Consider the following 12,842-nt stretch of genomic DNA (forward strand, 5'->3'; position numbering starts at 1 on the left):
TACAGGCCGACGATGCACTAACAATCAATTTGGACCAGTCAGATGAGGCTGCTCAGCGCCCTTACGCCCCGGCGCATCTGTGTGTTCGTAGATCAGGGGCGGGTGATACGCTTTCGTGGGTGCGTCGAACCCGAGTTGATGGTGACGACTGGGCCGGAATCGACGTCCCGTTGGGCGAAGAGTCCGAAGCTTATCTGATACAGATTTGGGCCGAAGGGTCATTGGTGCGTGAGGAATTGGTTCAAATTTCCCGCTGGACATATACGTCGGCTGCAAAACTCGCCGACGGTGTGTCCGGTTCCTACACAGTCCAGGTGGCACAGGTTTCGGCCAGCTATGGTCCCGGTCTGCAAGCATTTCTTACGGTAGGTTAGATGGCTAAGTAATTAGCCTTCTTCTTAGAAGCCTTCTCAGGCGACGCGAGCAACAAAAGGCGCCGCCTGCGACACGACATCGCCATTTCGCCTGTATGGTGAGCGAGGCAAAATCACCGACAGAGTGGTGAGAATGCAAAAATAACCAAGTAAACGGCTCACCCGGATGCGCAGCTAACGCACTTGGTGGCCGCATGATCCAAGTTCAGGCGACCAATTGGGATCTCTTCACCGCAGTCTTCGCAGAATCCGTATTCTCCCTCGTCGATCCTAAGCAATGCCGCCTTTAATCTGTTCATTTCGACGTCCCTGTTGGCTTGCTGAGCCTTGGCCATTGCCTGGTTCTGCAACGCGTCCATCCTGCTAAGGCGCCCTATGGCTTGTTGGTCCAGTTCAACAATGGCTTGCGCCTTCTTTCCTGCTTCCGAATTGTCAGCAAGTTCCGCTAAACGACTGCGTATTCGGGCCTCGAATTCGGCCATCAAAGAAGCATTCATTTTCGTTATCCTGCTGATCACGGGTTTGCGTTTGGCGTTTTTGCCTCTAAATGGCATTCTAGGCGCAGCAAAGGATCAAAAGCCATGTTGGAAACGCGCAGTCACGTTACACCCGTCGACCCCGTCTGGGATCGCATCACGACCGAAGCTCAATTGGCCGTTGAGAATGAGCCGTTGATGGGCGGGTTGGTGCACGCCTGTATTCTGCACCACCGCAGTCTAGATAGGGCATTGTCCTACCGGGTATCGGCCAAGCTGTGCTCGAATGAAATGTCCATGATGGTATTACGAGAGATCGTGGACGAAGCTTATGCGGATGATCACTCGCTGATCGAGGCGGCCCGTGCCGACTTGATGGCTGTGTACGAGCGCGACCCGGCTTGCCATCGCCTGCTGCAGCCGATTCTGTACTTTAAGGGCTATCAGGCAATGCAAGCCTATCGCGTGGCGCATTGGCTATGGCAAAAGAAGCGCTACGATCTGGCGTATTTCTTCCAGATGCGTTCATCCGAGATTTTCGGGATTGATATCCACCCGGCCGCGAAAATAGGCAAAGGGATCATGATTGATCACGCCCATTCCATCGTAATCGGCGAAACTGCGGTTGTCGGTGACAATGTGTCGATGCTGCATTCCGTCACGCTTGGCGGGACCGGCAAGGAAGAAGAACAGCGCCATCCGAAAATTGGTGACGGTGTTCTGATCGGTGCAGGTGCCAAGGTGCTCGGCAATATTGAAGTGGGTCATTGCAGCCGAATTGCTGCCGGATCGGTTGTCTTGCAGGCCGTGCCTGCGTGCAAAACCGTTGCGGGCATTCCTGCAAAGATTGTCGGCGAAGCAGGTTGTGATCAGCCTGCAATTTCAATGGACCACATGCTGGGCAAAGATCAGTAACTCACACTCAGTTCGGGCGGTTGTTCTTTTCGTTCAACCGCTTGAGCCGCTTTTCTTCCCGCCGTTTCTTTCGCTCTTCAATCCGTTTGTTGCGCTCGGCTTCCCATTTGGAGACCGCGCTTTTGGAATTGAACTTCGAGTTTTCACCTGGATAGCTGTTGGGCTTGGCATAGGCATCCGCAGGTGCAATTGCAGCCAGCATCAACAAAATCAAACCTGTCCGAGTAAGCCGTGTGGAGGTCATGGGGCACCTTTGCATCCGTGTCTGATTTGCAAACAACTTGACGCCCCGCGCGTGCTCAAACAACAGTTGGCCGGATCACGTTTCCTCACTTCCCGGCCAGACACGAAAAAGCCGCGCCAGAACGTGCGGGCGCGGCTGTTGCGGTTTCTCTTGGTGTTAGGCCAGCATGACCATGGGGTTCTCAAGGTTTTCGACAATGGCTTGCAGCAGTTCCGCGCCAAGCGCTCCGTCGATCACGCGGTGGTCCACGGACATCGTTACGGACATCACTGTTGCAACGGTCAGCTCTCCGTCATCGCCTACAACTGGTTTTTTGACGCCTGTACCCACTGCAAGAATGCCAGCGTGCGGCGGGTTCACGATGGCGTCGAAATTGTCGATGCCAAACATGCCCAGATTCGAGATTGCGAATGTGCCGCCCTGATATTCATGCGGTGCCAGTTTGCGTTCACGAGCGCGACCGGCAAGGTCTTTCATCTCGGTCGACAACGCGGACAGCGACTTGGTGTCGGCATCCTGTAGAACCGGGGTGAACAGACCGCCCTCGATAGCGACAGCCACGGCCACGTCCGAGGGTTTCAGTTGCAGCACCCGGTCACCGGCCCAGACCGCGTTGCAGGCCGGAACCTGCTGCAACGCGTTTGCGACAGCCTTGATGATGAAGTCGTTGACGCTCAGCTTCACGCCACGGCCTTCAAGCTGTTTGTTCAACTGGCTGCGGAACTTGAGCAGCGCATCCAGCTTAATATCGCGACGCAGGTAGAAATGCGGGATGGTCTGCTTGGCCTCGGACAGGCGCGCGGCAATGGTTTTGCGCATCCCGTCCAGCTTGATTTCTTCGTAATCGCGGGTTTCGTACATTTTTGCCACGGCATCCGCCGACGGGCCAGCCGGGGCTGCCGCTGCCGGAGCCGCTGCTGCAGGTGCAGGGGCCGGAGCAGGCGCGGTGGCTGTAGCGCCTTCCACATCTACTTTGACGATACGGCCATGCGGTCCCGAACCGGTGATCTGCGCCAGATCAAGACCCTTTTGCGCAGCGATACGACGGGCCAGCGGCGAGGCGAAGATACGGCCACCGTCGGCTTTGGCCGGTGCCGCCGGAGCAGGGGCAGGTGCCTCGGACGCCCCAGAGGCGGCCTCGTTACCCGCGGCGGCTGCCGGAGCAGCCGCGGGGGCTGCGGTAGCTGCCGCGCTGATGTCGTCAGCGCTTTCGCCATCTTCCAGCAGAACTGCGATGGCGGTGTTGACCTTGACTCCTTCGGTGCCCTCGGGGATCAGGATCTTGCCGATGGTGCCTTCGTCTACGGCCTCGAATTCCATCGTCGCTTTGTCGGTTTCAATTTCGGCCAGCAGGTCGCCGGACGACACCGTGTCGCCCTCTTTCACCAGCCATTTGGTAAGGGTGCCTTCCTCCATCGTGGGGGAAAGGGCGGGCATCAGAATTTCTGTGGGCATCTGTGTCGCTCCTTACCGGTAGGTCACTTGTTTGACGGCTGCGATCACCTCATCGGTGGTGATCAGTGCCAGTTTTTCGAGGTTCGCTGCATAAGGCATCGGAACGTCCTTGCCGGTGCAGTTGATGACCGGAGCGTCCAGATAGTCGAACGCCTCTTGCATCACCACCGAACTGATATAGCTGCCGACCGAGCCTTGCGGCCAGCCTTCTTCGACTGTCACCAGACGGTTGGTTTTCATCACCGAGTTAATGATCGCGCCGGTGTCCATCGGGCGGATAGTGCGCAGGTCGATCACCTCGGCGCTGATACCTTCCTCGGCCAGCTTGTCAGCGGCTTCCAGCGCGTATTGCATGCCGATGCCAAAGCTCACGATGGTCACGTCCGAGCCTTCGCGCCAGATGCGCGCCTTGCCCAGCGGGATGGTCAGATCATCCACTTGCGGGACATCGAAAGAGCGTCCGTAAAGGATCTCGTTTTCAAGGAAGATCACCGGGTTGGGGTCGCGGATCGCCGATTTCAGCAACCCTTTTGCATCAGCAGCCGAGTAGGGCATGACCACTTTCAGACCGGGGATCTGCATGTACCAGGCGGCATAGTCCTGAGAATGCTGTGCGGCCACGCGGGCGGCAGCACCGTTGGGCCCCCGGAACACGATGGGGCAACCCATTTGACCGCCGGACATATAAAGCGTTTTGGCAGCAGAGTTGATGATTTGGTCAATCGCCTGCATGGCGAAGTTAAAGGTCATGAACTCGACAATCGGCTTCAACCCACCAAAGGCCGAACCAACTGCGATCCCGGCAAAACCGTGTTCGGTGATGGGCGTGTCGATCACGCGCTTGCTGCCGAATTCGTCTAGCAGGCCTTGGCTGATCTTGTATGCCCCCTGGTATTCGGCGACCTCTTCGCCCATCAGGTAGACGTCTTCATCGCCGCGCATTTCTTCGGCCATCGCGTCGCGCAGGGCTTCGCGAACGGTTTCGGATTTCATCTCGGCGTCCGCAGGCCAGTCCGGGGATAGATCGACCATCGGTGCAGCAGGGGCAGCGGCAGGAGCGGGGGCCTCAACCGCCGCAGGGGCGGCCTCAGCCACCGCTGCGGCTGCGGGCGCAGCCGTGGGCAGGGCAGAGGCGTCCTCGCCTTCTTCCACGAGGACCGCGATAGGTGTGTTCACCTTGACCCCTTCGGTACCTTCCGCGATCAGAATTTTGCCGACGATGCCTTCGTCAACGGCCTCGAACTCCATCGTAGCCTTGTCGGTTTCAATCTCGGCCATGATATCGCCCGAGGATACGGTGTCGCCTTCTTTGACCAGCCACTTGGCCAGCGTGCCCTCTTCCATCGTGGGCGAAAGGGCGGGCATGAGAATTTCGGTTGCCATGTCTCAGTTTCCTTACGGGGCCGGGGTAATCATCCCGACGATGTTTCCTTGTCCATCTTCCACATAGGCGCAGCGGCCTATGCCAGGATAATCGGTCGGCGGCAGCGCTTCGGCGCCGCCATTTGCCAATGCCCACGCATAGCGTTCGTCGCAATCTCCGACCTCAAAGGTCATGGTGCCGCCGCGCACCGGGCTACCGGCAGCGGGCGCTTCGCCATGGCGCTGCATCAGGCCACCGGTCAGCCCTAGGCTGCCGCCGATCTGGTCGCCACTGATCAGATGATAGCCGACTTCTTCGCCGCCGGGCATTGGTGTGAACGCCCAGTCGAATAGGCCGGTATAGAACGCCTTGGCCTGTTCGACGTCACTGACGTGAATTTCGAAATGCGGCATCTGTCAGGCCTCGGCGTAGATATCTGTCCAGAGCTCTTCCACAGAAGGCTCGGGGCTTTCTTTCGAGAATTCGGCAGCCTGATTGACGATCTCTTTGATCTCTTTGTCGATCGCCTTCAGGTCGTCCTCGGTCGCGTGTTTGCCGGTCAGCAGCAATTCGCGCACATGCTCAATTGGATCGCTTTGCTCGCGGACCTTCTGAACCTCTTCGCGGGTGCGATACTTGGCCGGGTCGGACATCGAGTGGCCGCGATAGCGATAGGTTTTGACCTCGAGGATGTAGGGACCCTTACCAGCGCGACAGTGGGCGACGGCTTTCTCACCGGCCTCTTTGACGGCCAGTACGTCCATGCCATTGACAATTTCACCGGGGATACCGAAGGCCTCACCTCGGTGGTAGATGTCTTTGGTCGAGGTCGAGCGCGCCTGAGAGGTCCCCATAGCGTATTGATTGTTTTCGATCACGAATACGACGGGCAATTCCCACAGGGCGGCCATGTTGAATGTCTCGTAAACCTGACCCTGGTTGGCCGCACCATCACCGAAATAAGTAAAGGTGACTCCACCGTTTTCCTTGTACTTGTCGGCAAAGGCCAGACCTGCGCCCAACGGGACCTGCGCGCCAACGATGCCGTGCCCACCATAGAAGTGCTTCTCTTTAGAGAACATGTGCATCGAGCCGCCCTTGCCCTTGGACAGGCCGCCAATACGTCCGGTCAGTTCGGCCATCACACCGCCCGGATCCATGCCGCAGGCCAGCATGTGACCGTGGTCGCGGTAAGAAGTAATCCGCTTGTCGCCGTCCTTGGCTGCGGCCTCGAGGCCCACAACAACGGCTTCCTGGCCAATATACAGGTGACAGAATCCACCAATAAGACCCATGCCATAAAGTTGACCGGCCTTTTCTTCGAATCGGCGGATCAGCAGCATCTCTCGGTAGTAGGTGGTCAGTTCTTCCGACGAAACATTTGGTTTCTTTGCGGTTTTTCGCGCAGCCATTGTGGCGATCTCCCCCTCTCGGCAAGATAGTTTAGCGTTAAACTATCTCATAAAGCATTTGCCGCTTTCTGGCGAGGGTAAATGTGACGCAGCGTCCGATCTCGCGAAAATCGGGTTGCGGCTTGCTTCAAAATCGATCAATTCAGTGGAGGATCAACGGATGACAACCTCATTTGAGCGGATCATTCCCAGCACAGAGCGTGCTTGCTGGTCCAACAAATCCAAGTCCAGATAAGTATCCGACAAACGGCGGGTCAGGTTCTCCATCTCTGCAATTTCAGCCTCGAGCTTGTCGAGGTCGCGCGACAGAGCGTCCCGTTCCGCTGCAATCTCGACCCGTCGGAACAGGCCATAGTCACCTTGCACGGCGGCAAAGGTGAAATAAACACCCAGCATAAACGCCACCATAAAGAATGCGACTGCGCCCAAACCGGGCCGATTGGAACGGGACACTCTGTTTACCGCCGTATGAAGTCTGCCTCAATAACGGGTCCTTTTTGGACCTCTGAAAGCACTATGTCACAGGTGATTCGGGTTGTGAATCCCCTGATTCGACAAAAACGCACGGGCTAGTGGATTTATTGCTCTAGCGCCGCAACACCGGGTAGGGTTTTGCCTTCCATCCATTCCAGAAACGCGCCGCCTGCAGTCGAGATGTACGAGAAATCCTTGGCCGCACCCGACGCATTCAAAGCCGCGACCGTGTCACCCCCACCCGCGACTGAGACCAATTGCCCGGACCGCGTCAGTGCCGCGGCTTTCAGCGCTGCCGCGTTGGTTGCGGTATCGAAGGGCTCAATCTCGAACGCGCCCAGCGGCCCGTTCCAGATCAGGGTCTGGCTTTGTCCGAAGATGTCTGAAATCGCCGCCACGCTGTCGGGGCCTGCGTCAAGGATCATTCCGTCATCCGCACATTGATCGGCGGGCAGAACCTGATGAGGGGCACCTGCTTCGAACTTTTCGGCCACGACGATGTCGGTGGGCAGGACGATGGTACAGCCCGAGGTTTTGGCCTTGGTCATGATCTCGGCTGCGGTGTCCTTCATCGCTGTTTCCGCCAGCGATTTGCCCACGTTCAGACCCTTGGCCACCAGAAACGTGTTGGCCATGCCGCCACCGATAACCAGGTAGTCCACCTTGTCGATCAGATTGCCCAGCAGTTCCAGCTTGGTCGAGACCTTGGCCCCGCCCACAACGGCTGTCACAGGGCGTTTGGGCGTGCCCAAAGCGCCCTCAAGCGCCTCAAGCTCGGCCTGCATCAGCCGACCAGCGCAGGCAGGCAGCATGCGGGCAATAGCCTCGGTCGAGCTGTGAGCGCGGTGCGCGGCGGAAAATGCGTCGTTGCAATATATTTCGCCCAGACGCGCCATACCGGCAGCCAGATCAGTGTCATTCTTGGTTTCCGCTGCGTGAAAGCGGGTGTTTTCCAAAAGCAGCACCTGACCGGGTTGCAACTGTTCGGCGGCCAGTTCCGCCTCGGAGCCGACGCAATCGGCGGCGAATAGGACAGTCGAGCCAAAAGCGGTCTCAAGCGTCGGGACCAGTTGCTTCAGCGACAGGTTCTCGCGGCGTTCACCGCCGGGGCGTCCAAAATGCGCCAGCAGGATCGGTTTGCCGCCCGCCGCAAGGATGTCGCGTACCGTGGGCACGATGCGCTGGATGCGGGTCGCGTCGGTCACAACGCCGTCAACAACTGGTACGTTGATGTCCACGCGTACCAGCACACGCTTGCCGTTCAGGTCCATATCATCCAGCGTTTTCCAGCCCATCGTTTCATCCTTGTCGTTACAACCGCTTTAGGCGGTTCTTTTCCTGCATTTTGCCCTCAGGTCAATGCGTCACTTGGCATTCATGCGTCCGCGTCATAGTTATTTGCGCAAGATAAACGACAGGAGGGCCTCATGGCCGAGATCAAGGATCCCGAAAACACCATCATCATCGAACTTAAAGACGGCAATGTCGTCATCGAGCTGCTGCCCGATGTGGCCCCCCAGCACTCGGCCCGGATGAAGGAACTGGCCCGTGGTGGTGAGTATGACAACGTGGCCTTCCACCGTGTGATCGACGGTTTCATGGCGCAGACAGGCGACGTGCAGCACGGCGATATGGAAGACGGATTCAACATCCGCATGGCCGGTACAGGTGGGTCGTCGCTGCCGAACGTTCCGGCAGAATTTTCGAAACTGCCCCACGATCGCGGCACATTGGGCGCGGCACGTTCGCAGAACCCAGACTCGGCCAACTCGCAGTTCTTCATCAACTTCAAGGACAATCACTTCCTGAACGGCCAGTACACCGTCTATGGCCGCGTTATCGACGGGATGGAGCACGTGGACGCCATCGTCCGGGGTGAGCCGCCGATGAGTCCCGACCGTATGATCAGCGTTAAGGTGGCAGCCGATGTATAAGCTGGCAGCCGCATTTGCTTTGCTGGCCAGCCCCGCGTTGGCCACTGGTTTGCAGATCGAGATCGAGGGCGAGGGGGCTAATGGCACCGTAACCGTTGATTTGTTTGACGATCTGGCTCCGAAGCACGTTGAACAGATCAGCACCCTTGCCGCCGAAGGCAAGTATGACGGTGTGGTCTTTCACCGCGTGATCGATGGCTTCATGGCACAGACCGGCGACGTGGAACATGGCCGTCTGGGCAGCGATCTGCGTCGTGCTGGCACCGGTGGGTCGGACCGGCCTGACCTGCCTGCCGAGTTCTCGGACTTCAATTACGACCGCGGTGTCGTGGGCATGGCACGGGCGCAAGACCCCAACAGTGCCAATTCGCAGTTCTTCATCATGTTTGCGCCCGGTCCGTTTCTGAACGGCCAATATACTGTTGTTGGACAGGTGACCGACGGGATGGACATTGTCGACGCGATCAAGCGTGGCGATGGCCCCAACGGAGCAGTCATCGGACAGCCCGACGTGATGAAAAAAGTTACTGTAACCGAGTAACAAAAAAGGCCCCGACGCAGATTGCGCCGGGGCCTTTTTGTTAGACGGGGCTTAGTCGTCGCCCATGGCTTTCCAGATCACGGCCCCAATCGCACCGCCGATCAGCGGGGCCACCCAGAATAACCAGAGTTGTGAAAGGGCCGGGCCGTCGGCAAACAGCGCAACACCGGTTGAGCGCGCCGGGTTTACGGATGTATTCGTCACCGGGATCGAAATCAGGTGGATCAGCGTCAGGCCCAACCCGATGGCGATGGGGCCGAAACCAGCTGGAGCACCCTCAGACGTCGCGCCCAGAATGATTACGATGAAAAACGCCGTCAGTACGATCTCGATGATCAAGGCGGACATCATCGAATACCCTTCGGGGGACGCTTCGCCATAGCCGTTGCTGGCAAAGCTTCCGACCCCAGTGAATTCGGGTGCGCCGCTTACGATCAGGTACAGGACGACCGCTGCGGCAATTGCGCCGACGACCTGGGCGATCCAATAGGGAATAAGGTCTTTTGCCGGGAACCTTCCACCGATCATCAGGCCAAGACTGACGGCAGGATTGAAGTGCCCGCCCGAAATATGGCCGACCGCGTATGCCATTGTCAGAACGGTTAAGCCAAAAGCGAAAGATACACCCAGCCAGCCGATGCCGACATCGGCGACGCCTGCCGCTAAGACGGCGCTGCCGCAGCCGCCCAGTACCAGCCAGAACGTGCCGAAGAATTCGGCCATGAGTTTTGATGACATGAAAAGCCCTCCGAAAAACAATGGGTTCAGTGTAATTCAAAAAACCTGTTTTGTGAAATTTTTACGGAACCCGGTTCCGCCAAGGCAGGTTAATTCCAGGTTACGGGATCCAGCCGGAACAGCTTGGCCAACTGCTCGTAAATGCCGGGCGCCTCGGACTTCAAGGCGCGGGGCCGTTCAAAAAAGACCTCGACCGATACCGCAAAGAACTCTTCGTGCCCGACGGCGCCATATGGGTCGATGACCGTGTGCCGCCCTTTTTCTACGGATTGAACATGGGCATCGTATGCCGCCAGAAATGCTCGTTCCCACTCGGCGAAGGTCTGGCCTTCGCTGAGGATTGGAACGCCGTTGGTTCCGCCCGACAGATCGTCGATCTGATGTGCGAATTCGTGCAGGACTACGTTTTGTCCATCATGATCATCCAATGCGCCTTGCCTGCTGTGAGACCACGACAGAATGACCGGCCCCCGATCCCAGCTTTCCCCGGTGCGGATGATTTCCTTTTCGCTGACCACATAGCCGTCCTGCCTGCGTTGCCGGGACTTGAAGGCGTTGGGGTAGATCAGGATCGTGGTGAGGTGATCGTACCAGAGCGTGTTGTTGATAATCAGGAGACATGCCTGCGCGGCGATGGCCAGACGCATTTCTTCCGTGACCTCAAGACCGTCACAACCAAAAAACCGGACCTGATTCAGAAACAGGTTCACCTTGCCGTCGAGGCCTACGCGCAGGTCAGGCGGCAAACGGCGCACTAAGGGAACCTGGGCTTCGATTATGGCGCGCTGTTCAGGGGTAAGTGGGGTGGACAGCAGGGCCTTGCGCTCCTGTGTTCTGGCCCAATGGCGATAGGTAAAAAAGCCTGCGATCAACAGAACTAAGGCAAAGAAAATCCACATTTCACAAGCTTATACAGGCGGGTTGCGTCTTGGAACCTGAAAGTGCGCCGTGGTCCAAGGCAAAAAAGAAACGCCGCAGGTTTCCCTGCGGCGTTGAATTTTCAATCCGGGCGAAACAGGTGTTACTGCTTGACTTCCGCCGCCGGATTTGCGCCGCCCTTGGCACTGCGGCCAGGGTTCAGCGGGTCGTCCTGACGCTGGACCGAACCTTCGAAATGCGCGCCGCTTTCGATGGCGATGGTCTTGTGGATGATGTCGCCTTCGACACGTGCGGTCGAGGTTAGGCGTACTTTCAGACCACGCACACGGCCAACGATGCGACCATTGATTACCACGTCATCTGCGGTGACTTCGCCCTTGATGGTCGCGGTTTCACCAATCGTCAGAAGATGCGCGCGAATGTCGCCTTCGACAGTTCCTTCAACCTGGATATCGCCCGAGGTTTTCAGGTTGCCGGTGATGTGCAAATCCGAAGACAGAACCGACGCCGGAGGCTTGGGCTTGGGCGCGGTGCTCGCCTTGTTTTCTGACGGTGCAGGGGCAGCCGGTGTTGCTGGTGCGGCGGGTTTTGCCGCTTCTGGTGCATTCGAACCGGGCTCGTTGATTTTGCTCTTAGAAAACATTTCTCGCAGCCTTGATGTAAGTCATTGGGTTAACAGGTTTTCCGTTCACGCGTACTTCATAGTGCAGATGCGTGCCGGTCGACCGTCCGGTGCTACCCATATCAGCAATATGATCCCCGCGCGAGACCCTTTGACCAACCTTTACCTTGATCTTGGTATTATGGGCGTAAAGTGTCTCAATTCCGAAGGCATGCTTGATTTTTACCAGCCGTCCAAACCCGGATTGCCAGCCTGCATGGGTGACCACTCCGTCAGCGGTCGCAAATATATCCGTTCCATGTGCACCTGCAAAATCAGCACCGTTATGCATGCGGCGACCTCCGGTCTTGGGGTCGCGGCGTGTCCCGTAGCCACTGGTGAAGCGGACAACCGCGTTTACCGGGCTTGCAAACGGCGCTTTTTCTGCAGCAATGCGATAGAGGTTCAGCTGATCCATCTGCTGCAGCAGGGTATTCGCGCGGATTTCGTCGGGGGTCAGTTCCTCACCGCGCGTGCTGAAGGATATGGGGGTTAGGGGGCCACCCATGCCACTGTACCCACGCCGTACTTCTTCGATGATACGGTCGGTGGGCATTCCTGCTTTGCGGAACATCTTGTCGAGCGGCTCGACAGAGATGACCATTGCCTCTTCTAGCTGACGGAAAATTTCGTCGCTGCGTTCCTGCATTAGCTGGATTTCCAGTTCCAGCTCGTCGCGCTGATCCAGCGCATCCTTGGCATCGGCCGCGATCTGATCACGTTCCATCGCGGTCCTGACCAATGCCTCGGTCATGAAGTTCATTTGGGCAGGGTTAGTGGCATATGCCATCTGCACCTCGCCCGAACCTGCCTCTTGGTTCATCTTGGCCAGCTCAGTGCGGGCTTCTTCGCGCTGCTTCATTGTCGCGCGCAAGGTCGTCTGGATCACTTCGATCCCGGTCTCAAGCTCGCGGCGGCGGTTTTCCGAGGCCAGCAGCTCGGACTGCATGGCGGAAATCTGTTCCAGCGCTGCGTTGAATCGGTCCTGCGCCATCAACGCTTCTTGCGCGCGCACATCGCGTTCGGCCGACAGAACATTCAGCCGTTCCTGATAGGTGGCCTGATCTCGTTTCGCCTGTTCGCGGAAATTGCCCGATCCGATGCTGTCCATCAGCAAGATCGCGGTCGCGACAGCGGTCCAGCCAACAATCACCGCAACGCCAGCAACAGCAGCGACCTGCGTTTCCGAACTGAGCCGGATGAACCGTGTGTCGTTGTCGGATTTCAGAAAAACCCTGCGTTCCGGAAAATGCCGTTCAAGCAGCGAGTGTAGTTTGATTGCCAGACGTGTTCGCACGCGTCTTCCCTCTTCATCCCCAAGATCGGGATCGGTCGTGAGTGATAGCCGTCCCTTGGCCGAAGTGCATAGAGGGAGC

16 protein-coding genes are annotated in these 12,842 nt (G+C 57.8%); 4 read left to right on the plus strand and 12 right to left on the minus strand.

What is annotated here, in order from left to right:
- A partial coding sequence (locus tag GOV87_RS17850; RefSeq protein ID WP_171212674.1) for a hypothetical protein occupies positions 1–374 on the plus strand: 374 nt, incomplete at its 5' end.
- Positions 375–532: 158 nt separating this feature from the next.
- Here the strand turns inward: GOV87_RS17850 and GOV87_RS17855 are convergent.
- Positions 533–871, minus strand: coding sequence for a TraR/DksA C4-type zinc finger protein (locus tag GOV87_RS17855; RefSeq protein WP_171122180.1), 339 nt, complete (start codon positions 869–871; stop codon positions 533–535).
- Between the two features lie 84 nt (positions 872–955).
- On the opposite strand from GOV87_RS17855, the gene cysE reads away from it, so the two are divergent.
- The gene (gene cysE / locus GOV87_RS17860) at positions 956–1,765 is read left to right on the plus strand and encodes a serine O-acetyltransferase (RefSeq protein ID WP_171122181.1); all 810 of its coding nucleotides are present in this window, start codon (positions 956–958) and stop codon (positions 1,763–1,765) included.
- 7 nt (positions 1,766–1,772) lie between these two features.
- Here cysE and GOV87_RS17865 read toward each other — a convergent pair whose 3' ends face one another.
- The 7 genes from GOV87_RS17865 to pgk form a co-directional block, all read right to left on the minus strand.
- Complete coding sequence (locus GOV87_RS17865) at positions 1,773–2,009, minus strand: hypothetical protein (protein WP_171212675.1); 237 nt, start codon at positions 2,007–2,009, stop codon at positions 1,773–1,775.
- A 156-nt stretch (positions 2,010–2,165) separates the two neighbouring features.
- The gene (locus GOV87_RS17870; RefSeq protein WP_171212676.1) at positions 2,166–3,464 is read right to left on the minus strand and encodes a pyruvate dehydrogenase complex dihydrolipoamide acetyltransferase; all 1,299 of its coding nucleotides are present in this window, start codon (positions 3,462–3,464) and stop codon (positions 2,166–2,168) included.
- A 12-nt stretch (positions 3,465–3,476) separates the two neighbouring features.
- The gene (locus GOV87_RS17875; protein WP_171212677.1) at positions 3,477–4,847 is read right to left on the minus strand and encodes a pyruvate dehydrogenase complex E1 component subunit beta; all 1,371 of its coding nucleotides are present in this window, start codon (positions 4,845–4,847) and stop codon (positions 3,477–3,479) included.
- A gap of 12 nt (positions 4,848–4,859) precedes the next feature.
- On the minus strand, positions 4,860–5,240 hold the full coding sequence (locus GOV87_RS17880; RefSeq protein WP_171212678.1) for a VOC family protein: 381 nt from the start codon (positions 5,238–5,240) through the stop codon (positions 4,860–4,862).
- Positions 5,241–5,243: 3 nt separating this feature from the next.
- On the minus strand, positions 5,244–6,239 hold the full coding sequence (gene pdhA, locus GOV87_RS17885) for a pyruvate dehydrogenase (acetyl-transferring) E1 component subunit alpha (protein ID WP_171122186.1): 996 nt from the start codon (positions 6,237–6,239) through the stop codon (positions 5,244–5,246).
- A 153-nt stretch (positions 6,240–6,392) separates the two neighbouring features.
- A complete protein-coding gene (locus tag GOV87_RS17890; protein WP_171212679.1) occupies positions 6,393–6,692 on the minus strand; it encodes a septum formation initiator family protein in 300 nt (99 codons plus the stop codon).
- A gap of 125 nt (positions 6,693–6,817) precedes the next feature.
- On the minus strand, positions 6,818–8,008 hold the full coding sequence (gene pgk, locus GOV87_RS17895; protein WP_171212680.1) for a phosphoglycerate kinase: 1,191 nt from the start codon (positions 8,006–8,008) through the stop codon (positions 6,818–6,820).
- A 132-nt stretch (positions 8,009–8,140) separates the two neighbouring features.
- On the opposite strand from pgk, the gene GOV87_RS17900 reads away from it, so the two are divergent.
- Positions 8,141–8,647: a peptidylprolyl isomerase gene (locus GOV87_RS17900; protein WP_171126544.1), complete on the plus strand. Its 507-nt coding sequence runs from the start codon at positions 8,141–8,143 to the stop codon at positions 8,645–8,647.
- Positions 8,640–9,188, plus strand: coding sequence for a peptidylprolyl isomerase (locus tag GOV87_RS17905; RefSeq protein ID WP_171212681.1), 549 nt, complete (start codon positions 8,640–8,642; stop codon positions 9,186–9,188). Before GOV87_RS17900 ends, GOV87_RS17905 begins: the two co-directional genes overlap by 8 nt.
- Positions 9,189–9,239: 51 nt before the next feature.
- Here GOV87_RS17905 and aqpZ read toward each other — a convergent pair whose 3' ends face one another.
- The 4 genes from aqpZ to GOV87_RS17925 all read right to left on the minus strand — a co-directional run bounded on the left by aqpZ (position 9,240) and on the right by GOV87_RS17925 (position 12,763).
- A complete protein-coding gene (gene aqpZ, locus GOV87_RS17910) occupies positions 9,240–9,926 on the minus strand; it encodes an aquaporin Z (protein WP_171122191.1) in 687 nt (228 codons plus the stop codon).
- 89 nt (positions 9,927–10,015) lie between these two features.
- Positions 10,016–10,825, minus strand: a complete 810-nt coding sequence (locus GOV87_RS17915; protein WP_171212682.1) for a zinc-dependent peptidase — start codon at positions 10,823–10,825, stop codon at positions 10,016–10,018.
- Positions 10,826–10,947: 122 nt separating this feature from the next.
- Positions 10,948–11,448: a polymer-forming cytoskeletal protein gene (locus GOV87_RS17920; RefSeq protein WP_171122193.1), complete on the minus strand. Its 501-nt coding sequence runs from the start codon at positions 11,446–11,448 to the stop codon at positions 10,948–10,950.
- Entirely contained in the window at positions 11,438–12,763 is a 1,326-nt protein-coding gene (locus GOV87_RS17925) for a DUF5930 domain-containing protein (RefSeq protein ID WP_171212683.1), read from the minus strand. Before GOV87_RS17925 ends, GOV87_RS17920 begins: the two co-directional genes overlap by 11 nt.
- Between the last annotated feature and the right edge of the window lie 79 nt (positions 12,764–12,842).

The organism is Ruegeria sp. HKCCA5426, from assembly GCF_013034585.1.
GTDB lineage: Bacteria > Pseudomonadota > Alphaproteobacteria > Rhodobacterales > Rhodobacteraceae > Ruegeria.

Excerpts from the sequence above, each read along its gene's own strand:
- GOV87_RS17855 (WP_171122180.1), bottom strand. The coding sequence starts at position 871 with ATGAATGCTTCTTTGATGGCCGAATTCGAGGCCCGAATACGCAGTCGT.
- cysE (WP_171122181.1), top strand. The coding sequence starts at position 956 with ATGTTGGAAACGCGCAGTCACGTTACACCCGTCGACCCCGTCTGGGAT.
- GOV87_RS17865 (WP_171212675.1), bottom strand. The coding sequence starts at position 2,009 with ATGACCTCCACACGGCTTACTCGGACAGGTTTGATTTTGTTGATGCTG.
- GOV87_RS17870 (WP_171212676.1), bottom strand. The coding sequence starts at position 3,464 with ATGCCCACAGAAATTCTGATGCCCGCCCTTTCCCCCACGATGGAGGAA.
- GOV87_RS17875 (WP_171212677.1), bottom strand. The coding sequence starts at position 4,847 with ATGGCAACCGAAATTCTCATGCCCGCCCTTTCGCCCACGATGGAAGAG.
- GOV87_RS17880 (WP_171212678.1), bottom strand. The coding sequence starts at position 5,240 with ATGCCGCATTTCGAAATTCACGTCAGTGACGTCGAACAGGCCAAGGCG.
- pdhA (WP_171122186.1), bottom strand. The coding sequence starts at position 6,239 with ATGGCTGCGCGAAAAACCGCAAAGAAACCAAATGTTTCGTCGGAAGAA.
- pgk (WP_171212680.1), bottom strand. The coding sequence starts at position 8,008 with ATGGGCTGGAAAACGCTGGATGATATGGACCTGAACGGCAAGCGTGTG.
- GOV87_RS17900 (WP_171126544.1), top strand. The coding sequence starts at position 8,141 with ATGGCCGAGATCAAGGATCCCGAAAACACCATCATCATCGAACTTAAA.
- GOV87_RS17905 (WP_171212681.1), top strand. The coding sequence starts at position 8,640 with ATGTATAAGCTGGCAGCCGCATTTGCTTTGCTGGCCAGCCCCGCGTTG.
- aqpZ (WP_171122191.1), bottom strand. The coding sequence starts at position 9,926 with ATGTCATCAAAACTCATGGCCGAATTCTTCGGCACGTTCTGGCTGGTA.
- GOV87_RS17915 (WP_171212682.1), bottom strand. The coding sequence starts at position 10,825 with ATGTGGATTTTCTTTGCCTTAGTTCTGTTGATCGCAGGCTTTTTTACC.
- GOV87_RS17920 (WP_171122193.1), bottom strand. The coding sequence starts at position 11,448 with ATGTTTTCTAAGAGCAAAATCAACGAGCCCGGTTCGAATGCACCAGAA.